This window comes from Haloarcula sp. CBA1115 (assembly GCF_000827835.1).
Taxonomy (GTDB): Archaea; Halobacteriota; Halobacteria; order Halobacteriales; family Haloarculaceae; genus Haloarcula; species Haloarcula hispanica.
This window is the reverse complement of the sequence record NZ_CP010532.1, coordinates 51,125-78,062: the sequence shown is the minus strand read 5'-3', so window position 1 is coordinate 78,062 and position 26,938 is coordinate 51,125. Positions and strand designations below refer to the sequence as shown.

27 protein-coding genes and 3 pseudogenes are annotated in these 26,938 nt (G+C 53.9%); 12 read left to right on the top strand and 18 right to left on the bottom strand.

Annotation, left to right across the window (positions count from 1 at the left end; all coding sequences use genetic code 11):
• Positions 1-3 precede the first annotated feature (3 nt).
• The 5 genes from SG26_RS19615 (at position 4) to SG26_RS19595 (ending at position 5,300) form a co-directional block, all read left to right on the top strand.
• A complete protein-coding gene (locus SG26_RS19615; RefSeq protein ID WP_004966056.1) occupies positions 4-381 on the top strand; it encodes a hypothetical protein in 378 nt (125 codons plus the stop codon).
• Positions 378-851: a hypothetical protein gene (locus SG26_RS19610; protein WP_050038609.1), complete on the top strand. Its 474-nt coding sequence runs from the start codon at positions 378-380 to the stop codon at positions 849-851. Before SG26_RS19615 ends, SG26_RS19610 begins: the two co-directional genes overlap by 4 nt.
• Positions 848-1,603: a relaxase/mobilization nuclease domain-containing protein gene (locus SG26_RS22245; protein WP_050038608.1), complete on the top strand. Its 756-nt coding sequence runs from the start codon at positions 848-850 to the stop codon at positions 1,601-1,603. Before SG26_RS19610 ends, SG26_RS22245 begins: the two co-directional genes overlap by 4 nt.
• Positions 1,600-3,816 carry a type IV secretory system conjugative DNA transfer family protein gene (locus SG26_RS19600; RefSeq protein ID WP_050038607.1) on the top strand — a complete coding sequence of 739 codons (2,217 nt, stop codon included), beginning with the start codon at positions 1,600-1,602 and terminating at the stop codon, positions 3,814-3,816. Before SG26_RS22245 ends, SG26_RS19600 begins: the two co-directional genes overlap by 4 nt.
• Positions 3,817-4,934: 1,118 nt before the next feature.
• Entirely contained in the window at positions 4,935-5,300 is a 366-nt protein-coding gene (locus SG26_RS19595) for a hypothetical protein (protein ID WP_175055185.1), read from the top strand.
• A gap of 9 nt (positions 5,301-5,309) precedes the next feature.
• Here SG26_RS19595 and SG26_RS21340 read toward each other — a convergent pair whose 3' ends face one another.
• From SG26_RS21340 to SG26_RS19585, 5 genes are all read right to left on the bottom strand, one after another.
• On the bottom strand, positions 5,310-5,462 hold the full coding sequence (locus SG26_RS21340; RefSeq protein WP_023842963.1) for a hypothetical protein: 153 nt from the start codon (positions 5,460-5,462) through the stop codon (positions 5,310-5,312).
• 166 nt (positions 5,463-5,628) lie between these two features.
• The gene (locus SG26_RS21335) at positions 5,629-6,078 is read right to left on the bottom strand and encodes a hypothetical protein (RefSeq protein ID WP_154020836.1); all 450 of its coding nucleotides are present in this window, start codon (positions 6,076-6,078) and stop codon (positions 5,629-5,631) included.
• 471 nt (positions 6,079-6,549) lie between these two features.
• Positions 6,550-7,695, bottom strand: coding sequence for an SOSS complex subunit B family protein (locus SG26_RS19590; protein WP_050038606.1), 1,146 nt, complete (start codon positions 7,693-7,695; stop codon positions 6,550-6,552).
• A 1,243-nt stretch (positions 7,696-8,938) separates the two neighbouring features.
• Positions 8,939-9,091 (bottom strand): hypothetical protein, encoded by a 153-nt coding sequence (locus SG26_RS21330; protein WP_154020835.1) that lies wholly within the window; start codon positions 9,089-9,091, stop codon positions 8,939-8,941.
• A gap of 68 nt (positions 9,092-9,159) precedes the next feature.
• On the bottom strand, positions 9,160-9,681 hold the full coding sequence (locus tag SG26_RS19585; protein WP_050038637.1) for a hypothetical protein: 522 nt from the start codon (positions 9,679-9,681) through the stop codon (positions 9,160-9,162).
• Between the two features lie 68 nt (positions 9,682-9,749).
• Between SG26_RS19585 and SG26_RS19580 the strand changes: the two are divergent.
• A pseudogene (locus SG26_RS19580) lies at positions 9,750-11,022 on the top strand (IS4 family transposase).
• Positions 11,023-11,220: 198 nt separating this feature from the next.
• Here the strand turns inward: SG26_RS19580 and SG26_RS21325 are convergent.
• The 7 genes from SG26_RS21325 to SG26_RS19545 all read right to left on the bottom strand — a co-directional run bounded on the left by SG26_RS21325 (position 11,221) and on the right by SG26_RS19545 (position 18,876).
• Positions 11,221-14,973 carry an ATP-binding protein gene (locus SG26_RS21325; protein ID WP_154020834.1) on the bottom strand — a complete coding sequence of 1,251 codons (3,753 nt, stop codon included), beginning with the start codon at positions 14,971-14,973 and terminating at the stop codon, positions 11,221-11,223.
• 408 nt (positions 14,974-15,381) lie between these two features.
• A complete protein-coding gene (locus tag SG26_RS19565; RefSeq protein ID WP_050038603.1) occupies positions 15,382-15,747 on the bottom strand; it encodes a hypothetical protein in 366 nt (121 codons plus the stop codon).
• Positions 15,748-15,885 (bottom strand): hypothetical protein, encoded by a 138-nt coding sequence (locus SG26_RS21740; RefSeq protein WP_167320809.1) that lies wholly within the window; start codon positions 15,883-15,885, stop codon positions 15,748-15,750. It lies immediately after the preceding gene.
• Between the two features lie 67 nt (positions 15,886-15,952).
• On the bottom strand, positions 15,953-16,108 hold the full coding sequence (locus tag SG26_RS21735; RefSeq protein WP_175055184.1) for a hypothetical protein: 156 nt from the start codon (positions 16,106-16,108) through the stop codon (positions 15,953-15,955).
• A gap of 425 nt (positions 16,109-16,533) precedes the next feature.
• The gene (locus SG26_RS19555; protein WP_050038601.1) at positions 16,534-17,037 is read right to left on the bottom strand and encodes a hypothetical protein; all 504 of its coding nucleotides are present in this window, start codon (positions 17,035-17,037) and stop codon (positions 16,534-16,536) included.
• A gap of 237 nt (positions 17,038-17,274) precedes the next feature.
• Positions 17,275-18,012 carry a hypothetical protein gene (locus SG26_RS19550; RefSeq protein WP_050038600.1) on the bottom strand — a complete coding sequence of 246 codons (738 nt, stop codon included), beginning with the start codon at positions 18,010-18,012 and terminating at the stop codon, positions 17,275-17,277.
• Positions 18,013-18,015: 3 nt separating this feature from the next.
• Positions 18,016-18,876 carry a hypothetical protein gene (locus SG26_RS19545; protein WP_050038599.1) on the bottom strand — a complete coding sequence of 287 codons (861 nt, stop codon included), beginning with the start codon at positions 18,874-18,876 and terminating at the stop codon, positions 18,016-18,018.
• A 107-nt stretch (positions 18,877-18,983) separates the two neighbouring features.
• Between SG26_RS19545 and SG26_RS19540 the strand changes: the two genes are divergently transcribed.
• Positions 18,984-20,432: a hypothetical protein gene (locus SG26_RS19540; protein WP_050038598.1), complete on the top strand. Its 1,449-nt coding sequence runs from the start codon at positions 18,984-18,986 to the stop codon at positions 20,430-20,432.
• Positions 20,432-21,841 (top strand): hypothetical protein, encoded by a 1,410-nt coding sequence (locus SG26_RS20900; protein WP_191449733.1) that lies wholly within the window; start codon positions 20,432-20,434, stop codon positions 21,839-21,841. Before SG26_RS19540 ends, SG26_RS20900 begins: the two co-directional genes overlap by 1 nt.
• Before the next feature lie 71 nt (positions 21,842-21,912).
• On the opposite strand, the pseudogene SG26_RS22095 reads toward SG26_RS20900, so the two are convergent.
• Positions 21,913-22,162: pseudogene (locus SG26_RS22095) on the bottom strand (hypothetical protein).
• Positions 22,163-22,173: 11 nt separating this feature from the next.
• Positions 22,174-22,407: pseudogene (locus SG26_RS22090) on the bottom strand (hypothetical protein).
• Positions 22,408-22,641: 234 nt separating this feature from the next.
• Here SG26_RS22090 and SG26_RS19535 point away from each other — a divergent pair.
• Both SG26_RS19535 and SG26_RS20885 read left to right on the top strand, forming a co-directional pair.
• Entirely contained in the window at positions 22,642-23,082 is a 441-nt protein-coding gene (locus SG26_RS19535) for a hypothetical protein (protein WP_050038597.1), read from the top strand.
• A 64-nt stretch (positions 23,083-23,146) separates the two neighbouring features.
• Positions 23,147-23,398 (top strand): type II toxin-antitoxin system HicA family toxin, encoded by a 252-nt coding sequence (locus tag SG26_RS20885; RefSeq protein ID WP_079980880.1) that lies wholly within the window; start codon positions 23,147-23,149, stop codon positions 23,396-23,398.
• Between the two features lie 262 nt (positions 23,399-23,660).
• Here the strand turns inward: SG26_RS20885 and SG26_RS19530 are convergent, their stop codons facing one another.
• The 3 genes from SG26_RS19530 to SG26_RS21320 form a co-directional block, all read right to left on the bottom strand.
• Positions 23,661-23,924, bottom strand: coding sequence for a hypothetical protein (locus SG26_RS19530; RefSeq protein ID WP_050038596.1), 264 nt, complete (start codon positions 23,922-23,924; stop codon positions 23,661-23,663).
• Positions 23,921-24,250: a hypothetical protein gene (locus SG26_RS19525; protein WP_050038595.1), complete on the bottom strand. Its 330-nt coding sequence runs from the start codon at positions 24,248-24,250 to the stop codon at positions 23,921-23,923. The genes SG26_RS19530 and SG26_RS19525 overlap by 4 nt, the downstream gene beginning before the upstream one ends.
• A gap of 159 nt (positions 24,251-24,409) precedes the next feature.
• Entirely contained in the window at positions 24,410-24,703 is a 294-nt protein-coding gene (locus tag SG26_RS21320) for a hypothetical protein (protein WP_151104259.1), read from the bottom strand.
• Between the two features lie 174 nt (positions 24,704-24,877).
• Here SG26_RS21320 and SG26_RS19520 point away from each other — a divergent pair, with 174 nt between their 5' ends.
• Both SG26_RS19520 and SG26_RS19515 read left to right on the top strand, forming a co-directional pair.
• On the top strand, positions 24,878-25,156 hold the full coding sequence (locus tag SG26_RS19520) for a hypothetical protein (protein ID WP_008313668.1): 279 nt from the start codon (positions 24,878-24,880) through the stop codon (positions 25,154-25,156).
• Between the two features lie 328 nt (positions 25,157-25,484).
• Positions 25,485-26,354: a hypothetical protein gene (locus tag SG26_RS19515; RefSeq protein WP_050038594.1), complete on the top strand. Its 870-nt coding sequence runs from the start codon at positions 25,485-25,487 to the stop codon at positions 26,352-26,354.
• Between the two features lie 324 nt (positions 26,355-26,678).
• Here the strand turns inward: SG26_RS19515 and SG26_RS19510 are convergent, their stop codons facing one another.
• Positions 26,679-26,924, bottom strand: a complete 246-nt coding sequence (locus SG26_RS19510) for a hypothetical protein (protein WP_050038593.1) — start codon at positions 26,922-26,924, stop codon at positions 26,679-26,681.
• Positions 26,925-26,938: the final 14 nt, after the last annotated feature.

The following is a 26,938-nucleotide window of genomic DNA, read 5'->3' as shown; positions in this document are numbered from 1 at the left end:
CACATGAATGACATAATCTCGCTACGGATGAGTGCAGAAGAGAGAGATCAGATAGTACGGCAGGCTCGGAAGGTAGATGAAGACCTATCGGAGTATATCCTGAAAGCTACGGAGCAACGCATTGCCCGTGAGCTGCACGATCAGCGTGCGGAGGAACTGGGTCTGGAACCAGAGCTGGAACAGATCGCTGAGAGTGTGACAGAGCAAGTGAACAAGGCAGCAGATATTGAGACAACTGAAGAGTTGGCTTATGAAGTAGCTCTCTGGGACTTGATTTCGACAGACTACTCCTCAGAGGAGCGTGCTATTGCGATGGATGAAGCGACAGACAAGCTACAGGAAGAGGTAGACAACGTCCGTAACAAGGAGGGTCAAGAATGAGTGAGAGAACTGTCATTCAGATCTATACGACTGACGAAAATCGGGAGTGGCTTGAACAACTAGCCGATGAAGAGGATACGTCAATCTCGGAGTATGGTCATGAGATGATTGAGGATCACATTGACCGTGAAACTGGGGAGCATCAGTACGGCCGGTATGGAACTGATACTGAGATAGAAGTCATTTTGGACTCTCTTAAGGAGGAACTGGGGGAGACTCTGGACCAATTTGAGTCTGAAACACTCGAGGAAGTACGGCACATCCAGAGAGTGCGGACAGCGTATCTTATCTCAATCTGGAAGCTGATTAAAGACGACTACTCTACTGCCGAGCAACGGCTTGCGATGAAGTTTGCTGAACGGTTCACTGGACAGGAGCTCAACACTGAGTCCGAAGCGATTCTTGCAGGGGAAGGCAGTAGCAGCGAAGACGGACAGGGGTCCGCCGGCGCAGCGGGTGATGGCGCATGATTGTAGAAACGGACTATCAGCAGAGCGGAGCAGGGAACCTCGTCGATTATATTCGCCGTGACCGAGACCAGGATGCCGGAGCGACAGTTGATCTACGGAACCCGGCCGGCCGAGAACTCTCCGACCCAGAAGTAGACCGATTTGTCGACAAGAGTCAAGAGTTCGGATTCCAGCGGCATCTGATCGTTTCGCCAGATCCGACTGGACAGTATTCTCCCCAAGAGGTTCAGACCAACACTCGGGACGTAATGAACCAAGAGTTTGCCCGCCAGCCGACAACCGACTATGTGTATGCTGTCCACCGGGATACAGACTTTCCTCATGCACATGTCGCAGCTACTGGGAAGCAGGCAGAGCTGGAAATGGATTTAGAAGACATCCAGAAACTCAGTGAACGGGCGGAAACCGCGTTTGAAGAACCCGCCCGAACGCGCGACCCAGCGGCTGCCGCCAGTGATTCTCCGGAGGACATTGGCCGAGTCGTGGATGAAGAAGCTCGGGAGCAGTATCATGAGGCAGAGCTATCGCTGAACCCCGAAGCGGAAAAAGCGCTCAAACGGGCGACTGAGAAGAGCCAACAGAAAGACGTCGGACAGCCTACGGCTGAGAAAGCGAGCGATGAGCGGCAAACTGAACAACTCTCAGAGCGTGCTTCGGAGAGGGCCGAAGAACAGGCAACAACTGAGAGCGAATCCGAAGCTGCCCCCGAACGTGAGCAGGAACCCGAACGCGAGCGTGGGTGGTGGCAGTGAGTTCTAGTTCTTCTGCACCACCAGGACAACGCTCCGGAGAGGTTCCGAATAGTCTCAAGTACGACAACGTCGTCGGGTTCGTCTGGGCCGGGTTCATGCTGTTGTTCCCGCCGATGATCGTCGATAGTGACAAGGTCCTTCCGAAGCGGTTCTGGGCGTGGCGCTACATCTACCTCGGGTTCGGACTCATCAGCGCAGTGTTCTTCTACGACGTGCTTGTCCAGACACCCAGCGCAGCGCTGTTGTTCCCGTTCGCACACGTTCTGGCTGCCATCTCGGTCGGAACACTATTCGCTGACTTCACCGTGCCCGGGCTATCGCTGCCGATGATCTCGTACTCGACCACCGTAATCCTGTATGCCATCTCAATCGGTATCGTGTTCTCCGGGGAACTGCTCCGCCGGACCTCGCCGGAAATGCTCGCGATGAACCAGTGGGACCACGACGACGGAGAGTCCGTCGTCCCACTCGAAGAAGTCTCTCACGAACACGAAGAGGCCGAAATGCCGTTCACACTCGATCAGGATGTCTCTACAGCCGTCGTGGGCGAGACTGGAAGCGGGAAAACCTCGATGATGAAACTACTAGCCTACCAGTTCCCGTACTACAGTAACACGGCAGTCATCGCTCACGATACCGGCGAGGACTTCCAAGCATTCTACGAGGAGTTGGGCTTTGAGGTTCAGCGCATCCGCCACGAAGATAGCGACGTAGCCTGGAATCTGTTCAAGGACGCCGATTCAGAGTCGGACTTCCGTGAGGTCGCCGGCGCGATCTTCGGCGAAGCCGACGGCCACGACCCATTCCATCGGCCCGCCAAACAGACCTTCGCGGAGATGCTGATGTATCTCCATCTCAACGCGAAAAAGAACAGTCGCCGCCATGCTCTCTGTCACGCTGATATCGTCTCGCTGCTCAACGAGGGCCACATCGCGCTGAAGAAAGCGCTTGACGAGTTCGACCGGCTGGACTCGGGCCACATTGACCCTGACAAGGGGAAAGGTGCACAGAACGTCTACCAAACGATCAAGGAGAACGTCGATCCCGTCTTCACTGGCGACTTCGGAGACTACGGGGAGTTCTCGCTGCAAGAGTACATCGAGAACCCGGAAGGCCGAGTCCTCATCATTGACTCGAACCCAACGGAACTGGAAACGCTCGGGCCGATGTACCAACTGCTCGTAGACTGGTCCATCCGCTACGCAATGAACGCCTCGAATCCGACGGTTCACATCCTCGACGAGATTGACGCGCTGCCGGCGCTTACTCAGGTAACGAACCTCACAGCCCGAGGTCGGAAACACAAGGCCCGGGCATTAGTCGGCGTACAGACAATCGGCCAGCTCAAAGACACGTACAGTACAATCTCTGGCATTGTCGGCAACTGCCCGCAAGGAGTCTACTTCGGTCCGGGTGACACTGAGTCGACGGACTTCATCCTTGACGAACTCGGCGAGAGTCGACAGTACGACCGCTCAGAGATGGTGTCGATGAGTCACCAGGGGCGCGGCGAAAACCCGCGAACGCAGGCTCGGGACACATACAAAGAGAAAGACAAAACGCCGGTCACCTCTGGTCTGCTCCGAGACTTCCAGCCCGGTGAGTGCGTTGCTGTCTCTCGGACGACGTGGGTCCACGGCCAGTCCTACGAACTAGACGACGTTCGCGATAGCCTCCCGGCACAGGGTGCGGAGTCGCCGGGCAGTTCGGAGCCGGAACCCACTGAGGATGACACCGACATCGAGAGCGACAGTTGGTTCTCGTTCACCCGGGCTCGGGTCGACGATGTGCTTCGTGGGTCACTTGGTGAGGACGACAACGCTGAGTCCAGAGAGAGTGGCCCGGATCGTGACTCCGAAGTCGAGCCAACCGTCGACGCGACAGACGGGTTGGGCGACGACGAGTCGAGCGACCCACTCGACCAGACAACAGCAAACACTGCCGTCACGTCTCCGGATACAGACCACCCAGATATATCAGATTTAGAGGGTAACTCTGGTGGCGCGGATCAGGACCAACAGCTGCCCGATGACGATGGCGACCACTCCCCTGAGACGGTCCCAGATCCCAGCAGTGACGAGACGGACTCTGCTGAGAAGGAAGAGAGTGAATCGCCTGATGAATCGGACACGGAGACTGATACTGACAAGAGTGAAGAACGGGACGAAACTGAGGCAAGCGGAGAGCGACGCAGGCCATCTGAGTTCATGTGACCTACATCAATTTCCCCGTGTTCTAACTATAAGACGTTCTATATATTTCTCATTTCCGTGACGTGGTGGTGCTTCTCTACAAGTTGGTAACCGGGTCCTGTCGAGACTGTAGCACTCGACTTGTATCAAAGCTATTGAAGTTACTTTCTTCGGACTATTCTATATGCGAAATCGCAAGAGGGCGTCGGTAATTTGCCAATCTGAATCACGGTGAATCACTCAAACACAGCGACGAATCATCAGCAAATCGCAGGACGGCATGGGTATGAATCGCCCAGAATCAGATACAAACTACACTCTTTACCTTGTCGTGCATATCCCGGCGGAGGCGCGAGAGACATAAGAAGAAAAACATAAGAGATAGAACAAAGGAAGAGACAGTGGATCGCGGAACCTACCCAGAGCGAAGACTGACACACTCACCCCGCAAGGAAACCTATTGAGTTTCAGATAGAAGTCGCCTCACTCCCCGGAGCCATATCATGACTTCGACACGGCGGGCCAGCCCCACCGAGTGCCATGCGAGTCCACTGTGCCACGCACGTTGCCGGCCGCCGACGTCCAGGGCCACGCCGATCACGACCACACTCGAGTTGAGCCAGTGCTGGCAGACCCACGCTCGACCCTCGCTCGCTTCGGCTTCTCGTGGCGCACAACCCGACAGCCACCGGCCGGCGACCACACCATCATGTCCGGAGCTTTGTATCTGAATCCCAACAAGTACAACACGCCTTGTTTTCACATCTTTTCACTATCGTAATTTAGTGTGGCATTCAGCCGGGGGACTGTCCGATTCCCGGCGGGGATCGCGCCCGCCACTGCAGGCACGAGTGGACCGGCGTGAGGCGCGCGACCGCGCCGAGCGCAGCGCCCCGTCGTCCGAGTGAGCGAGAGTGAACGAGGGCACGACAGACGAGCATCGCGAGTCTGTCAGTGGCGTCGCGCGCTGGGACGGTCCACTAGCCATCCAGCCCAGTTGCGCCCCGGCCGGCAGACCCACGCCTGCGATACATCCGGCACTTGGTGAGACTGTTCTTTCCCCAGGTGCCAGCTGGGGGAGCCAGCCCAACCCGGAGCTTTTTGAGCGATGACGGACAAGTCTGAATCGTACCGTTCTCATGTCACAGCCACACTTTTCTCCAGAGCAACAGCCATCCAACCAGCGTCAGATTCCGAGCATCGAAACGATCGGGCCGGTCGTCGACGAAGTGATCGACATCGCTCGGCGAGAACTCGATGCACCGCGGTCCGTGAAAATCAAAACATGGGAGGATCGCGAGTTTCTGGTGCGTGTCAAGCACGGCTCAGCACCAGGCGTAAACACCCGGTATGGATACGAGACAGCAATCCAGTATCACAGTGATCGGGAGACCGTCGAAGCCTTCCTGATCGAAGAGGATACCCACACTGATGAAGCAGAACGCCTCCTGAAGATGGAACTCGGAACGATACCCGATCCAGTACCAGAAAAAATTGGGGAGTAGACGACTGATTTACTTGTCTGTCAGTTCTCGATGGCAGTCCTCACAGACCTGCTCGTACTCTTCATCGCGCTCTGGGTCGTAGAAGGACCCGGCGCGAAACCGCACGGGGTTGTACCGGGTATTGAAGACTTCCTCACAGCGTGGACACTGGACGTCTCCCATTTGAGAAATCACCTCCCGGCGGCCCTGTCTGGCCGCCACCCGCCTGCGGCCACACAAAATCGAGGTGTTTCCGCCCGAGACATCGGGCCCAGAAAGCAACTAACCAACAGCTCCCCAGACTGCGCCGACTGTGTTGGTTAGACCAGCGAATAAGGACAGCAGCAGGTCACGTTTCACGGAGTTTGTCGCACGCTGCACAGTATTCCTCAACCGCTGCAACGGCTCCAGAGACCGTTGGATGGGGCATCGGCTTTGGAGAGACCGCCCACGCGCCACAGTCGTCGCAAGCACTCACTGAAGCAAGTGAGAATGCGTCTGATGCGAACTGTGCGTGTTCGCAGTTTGCTTGCTTCCGCTCCTCTTGTGCTATGTCGTATGGCGTCCCCCTCCTCGGACTGTAGCTTTCGTTCTCGTTGCATACACTGCACTCCGAGGAGGACCATGACGTTCGGATGACAGTGCCATCATCAGTCACGAGCTTGTATACGGTATTGCTTTTATTGTCAAGCCGAAAGACAGCGATGTACTCGTTTGATTTTGGGTGGGGGATTCGCTTGGCATCCTGACCGCTGGCAAGCTGTTCTATCGGATTGCCATCTTCTCCATTAGTTGACATGATGCTCTCCACTTTCCGGAGCGAGTCGCAAAAATGTCGTGCTATTGGTTTGTCTGGGTCGAAGCACGAGCAGGCAACAGAAGATGGAATGCGTTTCCGTCCACCTCCCGGCGGCAGGCCGGGATCGCGCCCGCTACCGCAGGCACGATGGACCGCCGCGAGGCGCGCGATAGCGCCGAGCGGAGCGTTCCGTCGGCGTCGCGCGCTGTCGCAACCCACCAGCCACTCAGCCCGGTTTCTCCCGGGCCGGCTGGCCCACGTCCACGCACACACCAGAACATCGGCTCTCTCACAGCCCCCACCAGACTGACCCACGTTGACGCGCTGGTGCGGTGGCGTACCAGTCCGTGCGCGCGGTTGTCTCGCCGCCGTCCGCTGTGCCGGAGGCGGCGGCGAGGCCGCGTGCGCGAGCACCGTCGCACCGCCCAAGGAAGCCCCCGCTCGATGGGGGAACGCCCTCGCTACCGGGCGTTAGTCTGCGGAGTGAACGAGACCCTGATGAGTGGCGGCCCCATGCTCAGTGTCGAACAGGTCCGAACACCCGGACTCGGGACAGCGGGCCTTGCCGAGCGTCACGGCGACCGCGCGGTCAGAATCCCGCTCGTTGGCCCACTGATGGGTGTCTGACTCTGCTTCCCACGACGCCGCCGTTCGACTATCGCCGGACGAACCGAACGAACCGCCCCCGTGTCCGGTGGGCGCGGGACCGTCGCCGCGCTCGATGACACACATGAGCGTGTCGCTCGTGACCGCCACCGTCTTGATACCGTTGTAGTCGTCTGGCTTGCCCCCGGAGATTCGCACCCGGTCGCCCTCGCGGAGCGTGCGCACCATCTCGCCGCCGTGCATGGACTTGCCCCAGACCGTGACCTTCGCGCTCGTTCCCTCGTCGTCCTCGATATAGAGGACTTGGTACTGGTTCCGCGCGTCTGGCTCCGCGATGATGTGGGTCACTTCGCCCTCGACCGTACACTCGTATCCGTAGGGCGAGACATCCGCGATAGGCGTGGGAGTTGCCAGTTCGTCACGGGCGTCCCTGAACACGGTAAAGGAAGCCTCATACAGGCTGTTACAGTCGCCCATCTGCCCGGACACAAGGGCCGCGAGTCGGCGGCTCGCTGCCGCCTGCGACAGACTGGTCTTGTCTGCCAGCGTCGCGGCCTGCTGGTTGACTCGCGCCAGCGTGTCGCGGTCCATCCACTGCCGGGGGTCAGCCGGTGAGCGGAACCCATCAGCCCGTCCGGTTTCGGCGTCGGTGAGCTGGCGAGCCGACGCCTCGCGGTCGGCACCGTCGACGTGGGCGCGTGCGACCTCGGAGTGTCGGGCTTGCTCGGCTTCGCGCCCGTGGCGTTCTTCCTGCTGTTCCAGCGTTTCGCCAAAGCGCCGGTCCGGACCCACCTCGGTCGAGCGCGTCCAATCATATGCCTCCTCCTGCCGGGCGTAGAAGTTGCCACGGCTATCGCTACCTCGATTCATCCTGAAATCGAGTTCGTCGCCGTTCTCCGTCTCTGCGACCGCCTCTAGAAGCTGTTCGGGGCCACCCTCGACGTGGGCCGAAAGGGAAACCGTCTGGTTGCTTGCCGATGCTTTCTTACCGCTGGAATTGGTAGCGTACATTGTCTTTCGGGATTCACGGAAAGACACTTGTCGGGTGTGCCATCACCCGATTTCTGCGGCGTGAAACTGCCCTGCCAGCGCCGCGTGCGTCGTGTCTTTCCGTACGTAAAGGCATGGGTGCCGGCTACTTAAAGATAACGGACCATTTGGATTGTTTCAAGTGCAATATTCGGGTGTCTGAGTGGTTTCTAAGCGGCGTCTTGTGTTTCGCGTTTCAAGAGAGAATAGTATATAAAGACCGTAGGTGGTTGACACCCCGGCGGGCGGTCCCATCGTGTGCGGTTGCGGTGAGCCAGCATCCCGCGCGGCCAAGCGAGTGCCGGATGGGTGAAAGCCCGGCAGCGCAACGAAGTGAGCAGCCCGGAACACAGGGCACGCAGTGCCCGTCCTCGTTCCGGCGAGGGAGCGCCGGCCGCGAGGGTTCCTCACCCGGATCGCGCGCGACTCCGACGCGTGCGTTCGATTCTGCTGTGCTGTGCCGTAGCAGTCGGGTGGGACTGAAAGGGGCACGCCGCTGGCGCTTGCTGTGGTCGCGTCAGCGGCCCCTATCCGCGTGCGGTTTGCGCGGATATGTCGCTGAGCGACCGCCAGCGGCGTGGGGCTTTCAAGGTGTGCTGGTCCGACACCGAGTTCGCCGTCGCGATATTGTTTGGAGTAGTGCCGTCGAAGCCAGCAGTCCCGTCGCAGTCAGTCGTGCCGCCGACGTCAGCGTACCGAGTCCCGCCACCAGCAGTCCCTCAAGTCCCGCCATCCGAACCGTCGCCCCCCTTGATACCGTCACGAGTGCCACATGACTCGACTCCAAGGCCAGCAGTGCCAGAATTCCCTGCTCGCTACACACGAGACACACGCCACTCGCACCCCCTCCGCCGGCCCACAGCCCACGTACCGGCTCCGGCAAGAGCGAGCGTGCCGCCCAGCGGCGGCTACCCGGCGGTCAGACGACACACCAGCCAACCACCCGTCTCTGCCCGGCCGTCAGTCCCACGCCGACACACACTCGTCTCTCGCGCTCTCAACCGGCCTGCCAGCCCCACGCTGCTATCCACCAGTCATACCTCTGTTTCGCCCGGCCGTCTGCCCCACGCTGCTATCTATCAGGTATCCGTCTGTTTCGCCCGGCCGTCTGCCCCACGCTGAGAGGGACCGACTGCCAGCGCGAGTGCAGTCGTGTCCCTCTCGTCTCCAACCGCGCGCGACCCCGACGTGCGCGTCGTCACTCCTCGGAAACGCAGACCAGCGATTACATAACTCGCTGGTGGCCCTCCCCGCAGGTGACGACAGGCTCGGTGCGCGGGTCACGAGCGCGTGGGTCTGCCTCGACGTCGACAGTCTCGGTCTTGACAATATCTGCGTCACACTCCTCTCTCGGGCATGAATCTGGAGTCCCCGACATTCGTGTTCCTCACCCGCCAGGAACACACAAAATCGGGTTCGACGAAAACTGACTGCCGCAGCTCTCCCTCAGAAGTGGACGTCGGCGGGGACGATCCAGAGGTTATCACTCTCGTCCAGAAGCCGGTCAAGCTGCGTCCGATCGCGAATCCCACATCCGTGTTCCTCATACAGTGCAATCTCTGGACCTTTGGCGGCTCCGACTCTCTGGAACGCACATCGAGCGAGGTCTTTGTCGCGCATAATCTCCTCGTCTGAAAGCTCGTCGAGGGCGTCTTTGACCGTCTGGAGATTACGCTCGAACGCTGACTTCGTTGTCTCCCAGCCATCGCCAAGCAGTTCTTGGCCGACCTCGGAGTCGACCGGAGCCGCGGTCGGACGCTCGCCCCACCGGGACTTGCCTGCGACGGTGGAACTCTCGTCGAACGTGACGTAGTAGTCGAACACTGCATTTGAGTGCCTGTCGACGCCGACTAGGGTGTCGAAAACGCCTTTGCCAGCGGCGAGTGCTGCGTCTGCTGTCGATGCCTCAACGAGCGCGCAGTATCCGTCTTTAGCTAAGAGACGAACCGCGTGACAGCAGCGGCTTATCGAGGCTTCTTTTCGAGAGGAATGAGGAGGTGACGGCTGTGCACACCAAAATCTCCTCATCGAGAATCATGCGTCGGCTCACTACACTGTTTCCCTCCGAGTTCCTCGAAGAGCACGCCGAGGAACTCGGCGTGGTCGAACGAGAAGGGAAGATTCAGATCCCAGTCCTTGTGTGGGCGCTCGTGTTCGGCTTCGCCGCAGGCGAGAGCCGAACACTCGCTGGGTTCAGACGCTCCTACAACTCTACAGCCGACGAGACACTCTCTCTCGGTGGCTTCTATCACCGGCTGACGCCGACGCTCGCGGAGCACCTTCGCGACCTCGTCGAGGCCGCGCTCGACGAGGTCGCTGTTCCCGACGCTGTTGACGCTGATATCGACCGATTCAGGGATGTGATGATCGCTGATGGAACAGTGTTGCGGCTGCACGAGTTCCTCTCTGATGAGTTCCAAGCCCGTCACGAGGAGCAGGCTGGAGCGAAGCTCCACCTGCTCCACAACGCCACCGACGAGACGATTGAACAGATCGACATAACGGATGAGAAAACGCACGATAGCACGCTGTTCAAGACAGGATCGTGGCTGCAAGGACGGCTAGTTCTGTTCGATCGCGCGTACTTCAAGTACCGCCGCTTCGCGCTGATCGACGAGAACGACGGTTACTTCGTGAGTCGGCTGAAACAGAACGCGAATCCGGTGATAACGGGGGAATTGCGGGAATGGCGCGGGCGCGCCATTCCCTTAGAGGGGGAGCAGATCCACGATGTGGTCGGTGACCTCTCGCGGAAGTACATCGACGTAGAGGTCGAAGCAGAGTTCAAGCGCGGGCAGTACGAGGGAAGGCGGTCGCTGGATACGAAGCGGTTCCGCGTCGTCGGCGTCCGCGACGAGGACGCCGACGACTACCATCTCTACATCACGAATCTGCCGCGAGAGGAGTTCCTCCCTGCTGATCTAGCAACGTTGTATCGGTGTCGATGGGAGGTAGAAACGCTGTTCCGTGAGCTGAAAACGCAGTATGAACTGGACGAATTCGACACAAGCAACCGTGATGTCGTAGAAACCTTGCTGTACGCGGCGTTGCTGTCACTGCTGGTGAGTCGTGAGTTGTTGGATTTGGTCACCGAACAGGCCGACGATGAGATCGTGTTTCCGCCGGAACGCTGGGCGGCGACCTCGGTCGCACGCCCAGCTCATACTCCACGAACTCGGTGAGTATCTCGGCTACTCACCATCCCCGTTGCTGGAGCGGCTGATCGAGGACGCTCAGAAGATCCACCAGCAACGACCGATACTCCAAGAGACGCTCGCTACCGCTACACAACCGAGGTGTGAGTCTTAGCTAAAGACGAATGTCCTCGATACTAATCTCTTCTTGAGCAAGATTCCCTTCTTGGAGTAGCCAATCAAAATACTGTCGAACTATAGGGCGGCGTTCGGTATTATATCGTCCTATCGATGAAAGGCGGATTATGTTTTTCTGGAAACAGTTTGGGATCATATTTTTGCCATAAGTCGCAATAGAGATAGAACCATACGCTTAGGTGTCACTGATTCCTAACAACTCCTCTCTCTTCTTACCTCGTTCAGTCTTCATCTCAAGTTCCTCAATACGATTTCTGACCCATCTAGTCACATTTTCATCAGACTCTTCTTCCAGAAATTCTTCGAGGCGCTTCTTCTTTTTTTTATAGTGCTCACTCTCTGGCCCAGAGAAAGATTCAGAGCAATAGTTACTCGCCAGTTTATATTGAACCTTCTCTTGATCTCCATACTTCACGAGTAACTGTCTAGCGAGACAAACCTCATCCTCTTTATGATTGAGGGTGGACGGAATCAATTGAGCTGCTAAAGGTGCATTGTTTTCGGGGTCTTCCTCTATCCATTCCCAGAACGTCTCTGTTGGTAGTTTGGTAATAGGCATCCCGCCCACCCAATTTATTACGCCGTATCGGTATCCTTTCTTTTCCAGCTCTTCAACAAATCTTGTCCATACAATTCTTGGTTCTTCATCGAACACATCTGATAAAAATCCGACATGACCATTTGAATGGCCAATAATGGAGCTACTTCTCCATAAAAGATCTACTGCGAGCTCAATAAGTGGAATTCGTTTCTTCGGATATTGTTCAAACAGTTTTTCAGCAACCTTCATCCAATCCTGAGAGACGCCCTGTATTTCTATCTGAGCATCAGGAGATTCTGTCAATTCAGGATGGGATAATAGAGAAATCGTGAGATCATACGGGAGCTTTATTTCCTCATCTGAAAACACGTAGTAATGGAAGTATACAGGAACGATATGCTGGATTCCTTCAGAGTAGTTATTAAGCAAATATCGGACAATCTCTTTCAAAACGTCCTCTGGGAGATTACTACTTGTCCCACCATAGGTAAAGCCAGCGAGTGCTGATGGACCAACTTTGTCATCCTGAACCATACCTGAGATTCGTCGAGCATCATTTTCAGTAAGACCCGAGAGCCGAATCAATTCCACCAAGTCGGTGTACTCTGATATCTGGGTATACACTTCTTCAATAGCATCTTGACGGATGTCTTCACTTTCATCAGATAAGGTAGATAAATAACCGGCTAAGAGAGTCACATTACGACTCCCGGACTCTTTTTGGATGAATGTCTCAATAATCTCATCAAGGAACTCTCTTTCGTCATCGACGCTCTCTAACTCCGCTCCCAAGTTTCTGAGGGCCTGTCCATTTGGCTCGTATGACAGCAACCACTCAAGATGTTGATGCAGCTGATCAGTGTCTTTGGCGCCTTCTTCAGCAATTTCACGAATCTTCTCGTCACGAATGTCGCGGTCTTCAACGGTGTGAGTTCCCACGTATCTCTTTAGTTTTCCGGCAAAATCCCTCTCTGAAATTTCCCAGAGGAATTCCTCCCATGCTTCCTTTTCTTCCTCAATTTCGTTTAATACTTCCTCCTCATATTTGAGGAATGACCGAACTGACTGAATCACTTCTTGTTTGGAAACCCAGTCCTCATCTACGACTTCTACAAGAATCTCTCTAAACTGCTCTGATAATGATTCCGACATTCTTGCAATGGGACGAAGTGCCCCCAGAATAACTTCCAATGCATCTGTTCTATTCTCAACCGACGACGAATTCAACTGTTCCTCAAGGATCTCGACAATCTCAGAATAGTAGTCAAAGAGGTCTCCATAGGTCTCCGGTGTCCACAAATCGGGGGGCCCCATCGGTCCTTGGTGTTCGAAGGTTCCAATTTTAGTGACTCTTCCAGGACTGGTAAGTGCTGTTTCCATTGCCGAAAGTACTACTTCTCGTTCTCTCTCCCCTTGGTTAATATTCTCTCGGAGTATTGGGAGCCGCTCTGTCGGTGGACATTCAGTTGGTGCAACTGGCCCAAATCCTGAGGAGTAAAAATTCGTGAATTCTCCAGTCGCATTATTCGAAAATACATCATCATTTTCAGCAACAGCTAACCTAAACATTAGCTTTGCAGCAGGTCTGAAAGTATCCTTCCAGACGGCGATCATCTTAAGTGAGCGGATAATATTTCGTCGCCCAGTTGTAAACTCAAGTAATTGTTCTCGCTCCCGAGTTTCGAAAAAGTGTTGGAGAGGATCGAGCGCTTCATTCGGAGCAGCTTCTGTTAACCGTAGGAAAAGCTCACTACCACCTTCCGTCTCAAGGATTTGACCGTTGTTTTTAAAGAATGGACCGTCGGTAGATAAACTTTTGCCTACCCAGTTTTTGCCCGCTTTGGTTGTCGATAGGTATGGAATTCGCTCACCAAAGCGGCTTACCATTTCCTGTGGTGCCTCCGTTAGTAACTCCTCAATGCCATCCGGTCCATTGGCTTCTATCCAAGATCTCAGGAGATTCGCTGCTAATGGAAATGGAGTGACGGCGAGGTAGTATTCACCCTGAAGAGTTCCCCGTTCCTGTTGTTCGCTAACAATATCTTGAAAAGTCCTAAAATCACCCTCAAAGCCGGCCAGTTCAGCAATAAATTCTGCTTCCCCGGAAATTTCTCCCCGTTCATTTTCCCACTCTATTTTGTCAAACAAAGAGAATACCTCAAGAACCCGCTCTGTTTGACGAGACTGGTTTCGATTCATTTCGTCTGTTCCCATTACTCGATTAAATAGCCATTCATTATTCACATCAAGAAGATCCGTATCTTCATCCGCCTCTTGCCATTTTTCGACTATAAACCGAGCAAACTCTGGGTTACCTTCTGCTAGATCTGCCACACGGTGTGTAGCATTAACAGAGGTATTCTCACTAAGAAGATTTCTCATTGCCTCTCGGGATAATCCGTCAATTGAGAGTAGATGGTCATATTCTACTCCGGTTGGATCCTCTGAAATCGTAATGAATGCAAGTCTATCTGAAGCACCCTGGAAGCGTTCTCGGATTGTTTCGTGACTCTTGGCCTTACAATTGTCAACTACTACAATAGCATGCCAATCTTCACTTCTTCTGAGCTGGGCGGCAAATGGACTGCCAATGAACTTTTGAGCCTCAGTATAGAGAACACGGCTCCTGAGGTTTTCTGATGATAGGGCTTCAAAGACTAACCGGGTTTTTCCAATTCCTGGCTGGCCCAGTACCCGGATAAATTGGCAGTCTTCTGCATCTTGAAGACTATCTCGTACTGTTCTTATCTGCGTCTCTCGCTTATCGTCTGCTACAAACGTAGCAAAATTCGTAGTTATATCTTCTTTCCAAATTGAGTATGGTTGGGCTTGCTCAATACCCTGAAGTTCTGCGACAAGTGAGGGAAAGCGGGTTACTATCTCTCCAAGGATAGACGTATCGTAAACCCGGACAGAGGCGTCAGAATATCCGTGTGATTCAAATTCGTCTCTGAGGGCATCTAAACGACTTTCTCGCATATCTTTCCCTGGTTTAGACGAGCGTCCGACCAGTTCATCGAATACAACTAAAATATAGACGCCTTCCTCATCGAGAAGTTCCGAAATACGTGGCTTTAGACTTTCACCATCTGAATCAGTGACCTCATCGCGGCAGTCTGCAGGTTGGATGTTCGAAGCATTTGAAGCTTTGATTTGAATACCGGATGTTCCTTCTGGAATAAGGTCATCGCGGTTGGGTTCAACATCCTCAATCTTAGCATCAAGCCCTCCGTCAGGAAAATTGATTTTCGTAGGAACATGCGCAGATGACTGAGTTGCATTTACTGCCCATGCTTCGGCATAGAGCAACTTCCGGAAGAAATGGACCGCTGAACCTGGCGAAAGATTTTGCAGGGCGTCATCAGGCGTATCGAAACCTTCTCTCATTACCACCCTCTTTTATCTAATAACTCATCAAACCATTCGTCTTTAGCTAATATTCACAGTAATAATGTTAGACCGTGATTTTCGGTCGAATTTCACCCATACACCACACCAAAACGCCGAAAACCACCGATGCTATTGTTGATCATCGCAGGATTTCACAAGGAACAGCACCTCGGCCGACGGAATTGGTTCTCCTAATACTTGCAGTTGTAATTGTATCTCCAAGAATTACTACTGGTATTAGCTAAAGACGAATGCTAGCGCGTAGATGAGCATATGCATTGGTAGACCGTGACCTGCCGGCGCTCCACGCACTGCAGTCAGTGTGACGCCGGCACCCTCGTCGGCGCACACAAAAGTACGCACACGAGGTCCGTCTGACATCGAGCCCGCTCTAGAAGCTGGTGTCTACAGGAGACGAGCGAGGGACTGCTTGAGACGGCCCTTCACGCCGGATGATGCAACGACTTCAATCTCGACGACACAAGAACACAGCAGCAACGGCTCGCCGCATGCAGGGCACTCTTCGAAGTCACAGAGCCGATGATGTATCTCGCCGTGCTCGACACCACACGCAGGACACGACTGGTCACGCCACCGCTCAGGGTCGACGGTAACGCCCCGTTCGTTGCTCTGGAGGACTTGTAGCTTGTACGTGAGATACTGGCTGCCCTCGCCCCACGGAATCGGGTCATGGGCTTGCCCGTCGACGTAGTAACGCTTGTCGACACACGCCGACGCTGACCGTGGCCGGCGGCAGTCGGGGCAGCACATCTACCTCTCACCCCGTGGACGCCCCTGAAACACCTCGCCACTCGTCTGTGCCTGCCGGTGCTGGGCACGAATGTCCGGTCGGTCGTCGGCTTCGGTGCCTGAAGGGTGCTCGTCGACGGACTGCTGTTCGGTGCTCATGTTCGGGTAACCCCTCACCCACCGGGGGGACACAAAATCACCAGTGCGAATACGCGACCGACAGCACTCAGGCCTCTGCGACGTCCCAGACAGAGAGATGATCGGTAGAACAGACGCCGGCGTGACGCCCGACAGCCATGCAGGGCCCGTACTCTCCGTCGACACACGCGATGCGCTCGGCGTCGACGATCGGCGCGTCGCACTCGTCGGTTCTGCAGGTCATATACTGAGACGAGTCACTGGACATCACGTCTCGCCCGCCATCGCTTGGTGACGGCGCTCGCTTTCGTCTGGTAGATCCCAGCCGTGGTACTCGCGAGCGATGTGGTGCGCTCGCCTGACGTTGCCCACGACGCCGGCTTCTGGAGACTACTGTGCCTCAATGCGATCTTTCAGGTATGCAGTTACGATTAGTTAGATTTCCGCTACTAACTGGGTGTCTGCCGGTGCTACACACCGTATTCCATATGAAAATCTGGAGTGTTTGTTGCGACTTATGCAACAAGGAGCGGTTTGACGGCGGCACGCACGTTCGAACGACATCTGAAGGGGAGAAAATGCTGTCATTAGCGAAGGGTCTGAACAGCAGGCGACTAAATGGGAATATCTAAGTACTACCCTCTGTGTCGCTACGTGGCTATCAGCTCCTTAGTACGCTCCGAGTTCTTCGCGAACGCGAAACTCCAGCCAGTCTATCCGCTCCTCTAAATCAGACATCTCTTCATCAATCTCATCTTCGACCTCCCGAAACCGTCCAGAAAGCGTTCCGAAGGGTGAATCCGGGTCTGGATCGCTCACCTCATCAATTTCTGCGACTGGTGCGATACCTGTACCGTCGGAGGTAAAGTAAAGTCCAGCATCTGCCTTGCCCTCGGGAGATACACGCCGGAAAGTAACCTCAGAACGCCAGTACATCCGCTCAAGCTGGGTTGCGACTATAGACTGGCGTGCAGCCTTGGCTCCGTCGACAGCGTCCTCTCCGACGAGATCAGCCGGGAACAGATGTGCGTGATTCTCGTAGAGGTGTGATTCGATCTCAGCGATGGACAGTGCCTGTTCTTGATAGTCCCGGAACAAGGAGTGGATTTCTGTCTTGAGCGGGTCATACGTGCTGGCATCTTTCCATGCATCAGAGTCCAGATCTATCGGCATATTGGTGTGTAAATAGCATTTTTATATAACAGTACCGGCGATGTCGTGTGGTTCTACTGCTACTGCCAGGGGGCTCGAATCTGCCTCGATATTCTACCCGTGCTCCCCACGAGTGTACTCGCACCACTCAGAGAGCGTCTCAAAGGACATATCTGCCAACACAGCCTTCTCAGCGTCACCGTCCACCGAAACAGCCACGGCGAATTCGTTCTAGATATTCCGCTATATTAGCAGCCACTATAAAAACGAGTGACTAGCAAACTCGTCTTTTAGATAGAGGACTGATAGTCCGGTCATTGCATTAATTTCTTCTCTGTTGGAATAGATATCACCCTTGTCACCCGTCACGAGCCGGCCTGCAATACCAAGATTCTGCAGAACATAGCTATCTGCTACCACCTCTGCATCTGGATGCTCAGTCTGAGAGCCATGTGAAATCATTTCGGCAAGGCGAACTCGAAGATCTTCATCTCGCTCATCTTCCACAGAGATATAATCTATTCGTTCTGAGAGAGTCTCTTTTCTGGAATCGGCTTGGGTTGTAATTCGCTCAACGAGATCCCGCATCGCGTCTCTAACATCCAAATGGGTACAGTCCTCAGTCAATGCTTTCTTGAAGTATTTTCGAATTTTTCCTTGGACTTGGGTCTCAACATCATGTTCTTCAATAAATATCTCTGAAACAGTTTCTGGCCCCAACTCCGACTCCTGACGTGAATCAACTTCCAATTCGCACATCCTTGCGTCTTTTCTGAGGCGTGCTTTCTCGTCATCGAACTTACCGTAATCCTTGGACCATTTGAGTTCTGTTTCGGCACGCGGTTTTCCCTTTTTACAGCAGTACTCGTATATTACCTGATCGGAAATGAAAAGAGAGTTATCAGTCGATATCAGCCTATCTGTGTGTTCATCCCATCGGTTCTGGAGGAACGAATAGCCGAGCAGAACGTTTGAGTCGACACAGTAGCTTGCCATGTTTCAGTCCGCCCTCAGCCGGGAAACCATCACTGCTTCAGCGGCTTCATCAGCAACCTCTGAGGTTTCCTTCACAGTCAAATAGTCTTCATCATACTCGTGAATCTGTTCCCGCAGTTCCTCTTTCGCCTCATGTGGCTCATCAATTCCCAAGTCAGATAGTACACTCATTGATGAGGTATTCGTAGCAGTGGACTCCGCTAAATCCACACAGAACAGAGACCAGAAGGTATCAAGAACTCGCTCAAGATGACCTATCGTTGCTTCAGGATTGTCTATTCGCTCGCTTAGAATGCTGTAACAGTGGTACAGCTCATTTTCGTGTTCAGGAAATGCCTCAGTTGGATACACCTGAACGAAGTCATTCAATAGCCTGCGAAACCCAACGCGGTCAAATTCCGTTGTGTTCACGTCTCCAGAAGATTTGATTGACCCAATCCGTTTGTCCAGCTGGCGGTAGTTGCGCTGGAGTTGATACGGTGCATCTTCGTACTGCAAATCAGTGATTCCTTCTAACCCTCTTTCATAGTATCTTTCCAGAACCCCTGTCACTACATCTCTGACAGTCCATTCGGCAGAAGTAGAGAGGTCGGTGCTAACTCCCGATTCATTTAGCTTGATCTCATGACCACCGCCTGTCTCAACGACTTCTAAAAGAGGGCTCTGGGAGGTCCGGGCACAGGTCCCGTACTTGTACCAAAACAGCCCAATATTTGATTCAATCTCTGGCTCTGCAGAGAGTTCTTTATGAATAAAGTAAATGAGCTTGTGAAAGGCTTTGGTCCTCAAAGGTGTGGAATAGCTTCGTTCCTGATATAGTACGGGAACAATGTCGTCTAAATTAACAGACTCAGAAGTCACCATGTTGACTAATTATCAAGTATAGAAGTAAAAGCGCTTTTCGGTTGTCTACAGGCAATTGTTGCTGGGTTGCCTGTATGATATACTGGTAGAATATTATAATTAACCAGATGTTTCAGAATCACGAAGGAGGGAGGGAAGTTAATTTTCAGCATTCAGAGGATTATAAAGATCAGATCAAACTCTACTGGGAAGCTCGGGGATATGATTTAGTTGAGGATTCTGTTGATGATAATGACACTGCTGATTTGATCTTCAGGAAGACTCATGAACACGGTGATGAAGATGTCTACGTTGAAGCAAAGTATTCCAAAGTAAGCCGAACTAACGATGGCTTCCTTACCGAAGTAGGAAGATACTTTTTCAGATATCTATCAGACGGCCCTTTTGAATTCCATGTTTTTGCCAGAGATCTAAGCAATATCAGCGCATGGAGGAAAATCTTCGATCCGGGTATTCAACGGGATAGCGCAGTCCGTGAATTTTACGAGAGAATCAGAGAAGACGCCAATTTTCAACCGGAGGAAAAACAAAACTTCGAGGAAGCACGCTTTGAGAAGTTCCTTGATTTCGTATCCTCTACCAAGATACATAAGGCCAGTTATGAAGTCCTCAAGATGGACACAGACCGGCTTCAGAACTCCGACAAGTATCAGATCAATCAGTTTATTTCGGAGCGAGAACCGCTCAACGAAGCCTCACAACTTAACGCGAATTTTGGAAAATTAGACCCTCTTCCAACAAATCTGTATGTGGGATTTCTTGATTCTAGTGTGTTCGATTCAAGGGTTCAGAATACAATACCGAGAACCGCCCCTTTTTGGTTCGAAAATAATAGAGTCTATTCGCTCCGTCCACCGGATGAATTCCCCGGGCCTGTGGAGCGCACCACAGAGATGGATACAGTGTCGGTGGAACCGTTCAGTTCCTGGGCACAGGAATCCGAGAATAAATTAGGGGCGAAAACACTCTTAATGAAAGAGATATGTCGGAATATTGTAACAAGGGAGTTCTCTTCGACTTTTAATAAGAACGCTAGCGGAGAATACTATGAGTCAGATGACTATTGTCAATGCGTAAAATACAGAGGTGATTATTACTTGCTATTCAAGCATCCGTCTCTGGCCGTTGAGACACAACACGTTGAGGACCAGTTGATAACAAAAGTGTTCGATGAAGAAGACACGTTTGTGAGACATAGATCTGCGAAACTCAAGGTTCATGATTTCGCAGGGAGATTCTACCTCTCGATTTTAGTTCGGAATCACTTCACAGAGAGTGGTGGGAAGCGAACGTTGATACGAGGTCCCGGCCGTGACCGGCTGACAGACAAATTTAATCAGAACGACTATACAAATAGCCAAGCCTTCAGCGAGTATCGCCACTGGAGAAAAATCCTAGGCATGGATAAGACAACATCTGCAAACGCAGATGAACAAGAGATTGGACTAAAGAAGATTGGCAGATTATCAGTTGGGAAGCGCCCTCCTGAAGACAGGCAGGAGGTCGAAGAACGGGATACTAGCCAGCAGCAGAAGCAACTGGGTGATTTCCAATAATGGATTTTGAAACGGAATACATTGAGGAGCCATCGTTGAAATTCAAAACTGGGGAAGCAAAGGATCCCAGAGCAGGTCTGATGGAATACGGACCGTGGACACCGGGGTCATCGGGTCATAATGAGATTAAAATTGGTCTCATTGGTACAAACCGATCAATCAGTGCGGTGAAAGGCTTACTTCAAGAGATGGAGACGGTCATTCCTAGGAACAGTGAGGAAGTTAAGAGACATCAACCACCTTTCCCCTCAATGGGCCCCAATTCACCGTTTGAAGCCTCATTTGTGTTGATGGATCGTCATCAGAGTGAGTTCACAAGACGAGATTTGGACCATATTACACAGCACGATAGTCCAAGTAAAAACGTCGGAATATTACTGGATCAGATGGACAAACGGTTGCAAATCTTGAAGCGTCGAAACGACCCGCCGCCGGACGTTGTCATCGTTGCCATTCCTGAAGAAATCGAAGATGCATGTACAAGCTCAGGGGTAAATAAGGCGAAAATGAAGGATGGTCCAACCGACTTTCATGACCGGATTAAGACCTTTGGTCTAAAGTATGATGTTCCCACACAACTGATTCGGCCGGCCAGTGTTCATTTCGATGGAACTGGCCAGTCTAAAGCAGAAGTCGCTTGGAATCTTTCGGTCGGTCTACTATATAAGTCTAGAGAAGGGAAGCCATGGAAAGTAGCCGATCTGGCCGAAGATACCTGCTACGCTGGAATCTCATTCTATCGAGAGCGCCATGGTGATCGAAGTAAAGCCCATGCCTCTCTTGCTCAAGTGTTTCTCGATACTGGCGAAAGTTTTGTAGTTTGGGGCGATCCCGCGATTAAAGACGATTCAAAATCGAATTACCACCTCACAAAAGATAGTGCTGAGGACATCGTAACCCAAATTCTAGACCAATATACGATGAACAAGCCTCGGCCAGAGAGGTTAGTTCTCCACAAAACTTCTCGATTCCATGATGAAGAGAAAGAAGGGTTCCTCAACGCTGCATCGGATATTCCAAAATTAGACTTCGTCACAATAAGAGAAGGTGATGGAATTCGTCTGTTTCCATCAGGTGACTACCCACCACTCAGAGGTACAGTCTTACACCCCCGGAATACGAACAAGTACTTTCTCTATACTCAGGGCTATGTCCCATCACTAGAGACATATCCCGGTCCAAGAATCCCGACACCGATAACTGTCGAGTTGGACCCAGATATCAATCACACCTCATATAGAGAGATATGCCGAGAAATATTGTCATTTACCAAGCTTGATTGGAATACCTCTTCGTTCTGTAAAAAGCAACCAGTTACAATCAAGGTCGCTCGATCTGTCGGTGCAATATTGGCCGAGTCAAAAAATCGGGGCATAGATGTCCAGCCGCAGTACTACTATTATATGTGATAGCTTCTAGCTTTGTTGAGAATCACAGTTACTAGCCGAACGGTGCACCATCTGTTGTAGCACTTGCAGGCCTACACTGTCGCTGCCATATGCTGATACTCAGTCTGCGACGGCGTCGGTTGCATTGTCAACCCGGCTAGGGCTAACTCTCGTAGCACCTCTGGCGGAACATCCCGAACCACACAGTACGGCGTCGAGCGTCCATTCACCGTACTGGCCGGCGCTCGGCGCAAGCACGTCGACGGACCCAGTAGCAACTACCTCTGGAATGGCCCGGGCAGCACGCCGAGCACGCTTGCGTTCCTCCACGGTACAGCTCATGCCTCAACACCTCAGACAAAATCGCCGACCAGTGATCTGCCGACGTGTGACTCAACGTTCCACCACGCTCGCCACGCGTGTATTCGCAGCAGTCGAGAAGCGTCTCATCGGGCGTATGCGACAACACGACCTTCTCGGCGTCACCCTCAACTTCGACAACAGCCACGGCGAACTCGCAGTTGTCCCAGTAGGGCTGTGCCCTCGCCATCGACGCTCAAAACCAGCGGACGGCCCTAGATCAGCAGTTCGGAGGCAAGGTGTGTGTCGGTCGTGCTGACAGATTTACTAGTCGGTGAAGCGGAAATGGCTTCACAGTGTCGAATATCTGTAATAATTATAAGTGGCTCCCTGCGAAATAATTTTCTCATTTTATATAGTATATTTTATACTATAAATAGCGGCTGATTCTGGCTCCAATTATCACCAAGTTACAATGGTCACATGGGTTTATGTGTGAGTAGTTTCAAGAAAAATTCGTTATGACTAGGGGAAACGACGGGAAATTCAAAAAAGACGTGACTGACGGCGAATTGTTGCACTACTTCGATACGCGAGAGCAACCGGTACTGAGCGCGGGCGACGTGGCCGATGAGTTCGACATTAAGCGCCAGACTGCGGATCGTCGACTGAAAGAACTCGAAGAAGAAGGCGAACTCAAGCGGATCATATTTGGTGAGCGGTCACAGGCTTGGTGGCGAGAACGCGATCAGGTAGTCTTAGTAAAGGAGGAAACAGGATTCTCTGCCCATGATGTCCTCACTGGTATCGCATCTGATGGCGAATCCCGTGTAGAGGCGCTGCGGGAATTGGCTGATGCCATCGAAGCTCACACAACCGGCGGAGAAGTAAAACCAGACCAGATTTATGAAGAACTAGATATCGACCCAGAGGAGAATTCTGGCGGCGAACCACCGTTTTAATCCATTTTTCCATTTACACCCCGGTAAGCGAACGCTTTTTAATGATAGTCGATATGTAAGGGACATGACGCGGCGGGACTTTTCGGGGCGTGAAATAGCGAAGGTATTAATCAATGAGTGGGGTTTTGAACCAGCAGGTGGACACGGCAGTCATCGTGTGCTTTACTATGAACATCCAGATAATCCCGCTGACAGGCGTAGAGTAACAGTCCCAATGCACGATTCTATTAGCACTGGGACACTTCGGGATATTGCGGACCAAGCGGGTGCAGACAGTTTTCAGGAGTTCTGCAGGGAAGTCAACCGATGTCTGTAGGCCTTAGCCCCTGACCAGCACATCTGTTATCACAGCTTGTTCGTTAGCGCACTCACCGTATAGGATTCAAAATTTACGGTAGCATAGTTCCCGCTTGGTTTGCCACCAAAACTACTGAGAATATCGGCACCGGTCGTTGTTCCGCCACAGCTAGATAGGACGTACACTTGTCTGTTCCGGTATTTTTCGAGTTGTGCGTGTGCGGGATTCAAGATCGGCGAGCGGTTTCAGGCACGACTCAAAAAGAGTGGCGCAGGTGTTGTTACGCCGTCGCCACGACGTGTTGATGCTCAGCCTGCGTGGGCGTCGGCTGCAACGTCAGTCCAGCCAGCGCCAGCTCCCGAAGCACTTCCGGCGGGACGCCCTCTGTCTCTCGCAGTACGGCGTCGAGCGTCCAGGCGTCGTGTTCCGAACGGACCGGTGGCGTCGTCTCGACCACCGCGATCGGCGCGGTCTCCCGCAACGCTCGGGCGGCCCGGCGAACGCGCTGGCGGTTCTCGACTGTGCAGCGAACAGTCTTGCTCATGCGTTCAGCCCCCGAGCGAGATCATCGACGAGCGAGCCCCTGACGTGTGGGCCGACGGCCCAGCCGCGTTCGTCCTGCGTGTACTCGCACCAGCCTGCGAGTGTTTCATACGGCGTCTCGGCGAGTGGGACCTTCTCGGCTTGGTCGTCCGTCGCAACGACGGCCACAGCGAATTCATATGAGTCCCAGTAGTGGGCCGCACCTTCGCCGTCGACACCGAGGAAAAGCGGGCGGCTCTGGGTGAGCAGTTCGCGAGCGATACGTTCCTGTGGATGTGCGTCAGTCGTGCCGACAGATTTACTAGTCGGCGAGGCAGACTTACTCATGGTTCTTCCAGGAACCGACGCGCCTGCCGTGTTGTGACCACGGTGGGCAACTCGTGTTCTCGAAGGCACAAAATCGCCCAGCAGCGCGTCTGTTCCTACTCAATAGTCACGGCTTCCGGCTACTTAGTGCTTGTCATAGTACTATGCCAAAAAGAAGCGCTAAGATTGGTCTCCGTAGTAGTATCTTCGTCCCTTTTCAGTCGCTTTGTAGAACCCATCAGTACTCTCAACTCTCTCTACGTATCCTTCCTTAAGCAGTTCCTTCAGATATCGATTAACAGTCCGTCTTTCGAACGTAGCACCTCTCTCCTTACAGTTGTGGAAAATAACGTTTGGCGGGAGGTGAAGCTCTGTTTCGACCAACAGACCCAGCACTTGTCTCACTCTTTCCTCCTTACCCATACTGCTATTTTCAGCGGGTTTGCTGTTATTTCCGCCGGATTTGTCGGGCATACCTTGTTCTATGACTTGTGGCATTGTTCTACTGTATTTGTCACAGTACGATGCCAACCACTAAGTGCTTGTGATGGTACATCACCGAATATGCGCGACTCGCCGGGGAACAATAGGCTACCAAAATCGAGCCACCGGGGTTAGGGCCCCGCTGACCCGGTCGCGCACGGCATCATGACCGAAGCAATCAGACCACAAAACGATACCGCACAGGACCGTCAGGAGCGTAGACTATCGACAGCCAAGTGCCTCTTATCAAACGCCGACACTGACGCCGCCGTCATCGAGTACTGCCAGAGCGTCCTCGATCCGCCGGGCTACGAGCGCAGCTACACCCAAGCACGCCTCGACGCCTGCGCAGCCCGACTTGCACTGGCCCAGACAGACACCACAACCAGACGAACACGCGAAGCCAGACAGGTGCTCCTCGCCGTCAGCGGAGGCCCACAATGAGTACGCACCACTTGCGCCGCCCGGCCTATCTCCATGGCCACCCGCAGCCGGTCGCCCAGCCACTCGAAGCCTCCACGGCCTCGGCCACGACTGTACCACTGCCACCAGTGGAGCGCGACCGGTGAACCCAGTGCCACGCCGGTCCGGGCGACAACAGCACATACAGACTGCTCGTCGTCGGCGCGGTGCCACGACACAAATCCACTAGACGGAGCGGGGTTGCCACGAGCCAACCACCGCGTCTAGAGAGCGCCAGCTACGTCACCGAGAGCCCGTGCTGTGGTCAGCACTGCTCGGTTCGATTCCGAACACGGGTCCTGTGGTCACAATGCCACGACAAACAAACCCCGACGACGACAACGAGACCGACCAAGCCCTCGCCGACCACCTCGACATGGACATCGGACAGGCTGAGATGGATACCGACGAACTCCAAGCGCTCGTCAGCGATCTCGACGGCGACGTGTCACCCCTCGTTTCGAGTGTTCTTGAGACGCTGGTCGCGACTATCGATGACCTCCACGAACGCGTCACCGAACTAGAGGCCGACCTCGAACAGACCCACAAGGTTGCCACCACCGCCGTCGGTGACGCCTCCACGAACGACCAGCGCCTCGACGAGCTCGAAACCCAGCAGGAGACTACCCGCGATGTCGCCAAGAGTGCTATCGCCAAAGCCCAGCAACTCGAAGCCAACACCGACCACCAGGAGGACGCCGAGCAGCTCCCCGAGGGCATCGAACCCAGCAGTTCACCGCTGGATTTCTTCGCGAACTGCCGCCAGTCGAAAGTCAAGGCGATGTTCGTCGAACGGTCGAACCGCCAGAACACCTATCGCGCCATCAGCATCGCCAAGCGCTGGCCCGAATTTGCCACGACACGAACCGACGGCAGCGGCGTGTTCATGACGAAAGCCGACCTGCAGACGGCCCTCACCGCGGAACTCGGGAAGGAGCCCCATCGCCAGACGATCAAGCGCGTCTGGGAGACACTGGTCGACATCGGCGGCGACGACATCGTCGAGAAAACCCGGCAGGTCGGACGGGATCAGACCCGAACCGAGATCCTCGCGATGGATATGGCGACCGCCGAAGGGTTACTCGAAAAACGCTACATCGGCCTCGATCTGTTGGAGAACAGCGACCACAAAGCCGCGACAGGTGGCGTCACACCCGTTGTGGTGGAGTCTACGCCCTAACCCTGTGACACACGCCGGATAGGACACGAACCGACACTGAACCAACGCTACTGGACGCGGTGGTACGTGCCCTGCCGCCGTTGACGCCGCTGTTTGCTAGCTGCAGCAACCGGGAGCGACCCCATTCGTACAGGAGTGTAGTGAGTGGTCGTAACACGAACGGAGCGACCACAGCAATTCCAGTGGTCACAACAGGTGTGACAGATCCATCTTGATACTGGTCTGGATCGCCTGCCTGTTCGGATATGGCTGATCGGGTTTCCCTGGAACGCCTCTCACTCGGCGGAGGCTCACAAAATACGGGCGAGTTCCCTTGCTGTCAGACTAGGATTGCTCTAGCGGTTCGACCCACTCGGGAGCGCAATCGTGTGTGCCGCCGTAGATCGAGTGCTCGGGGTACTGGTCGTCGTCAGCCTCGACAGCGACGATCACGTTGCCGCCGGAACACGAAATCTCTGTAACGGTTCCGACGACTGCATCTAGTGGGCCGTCTCCGTCGGTCCAGTCGGCTCGGACGCCATCACCGCGGTCGAAGTCATACTCCTCGAAGGAAGGCTCTGTGGTACTCATGATCTCCTCCGGCT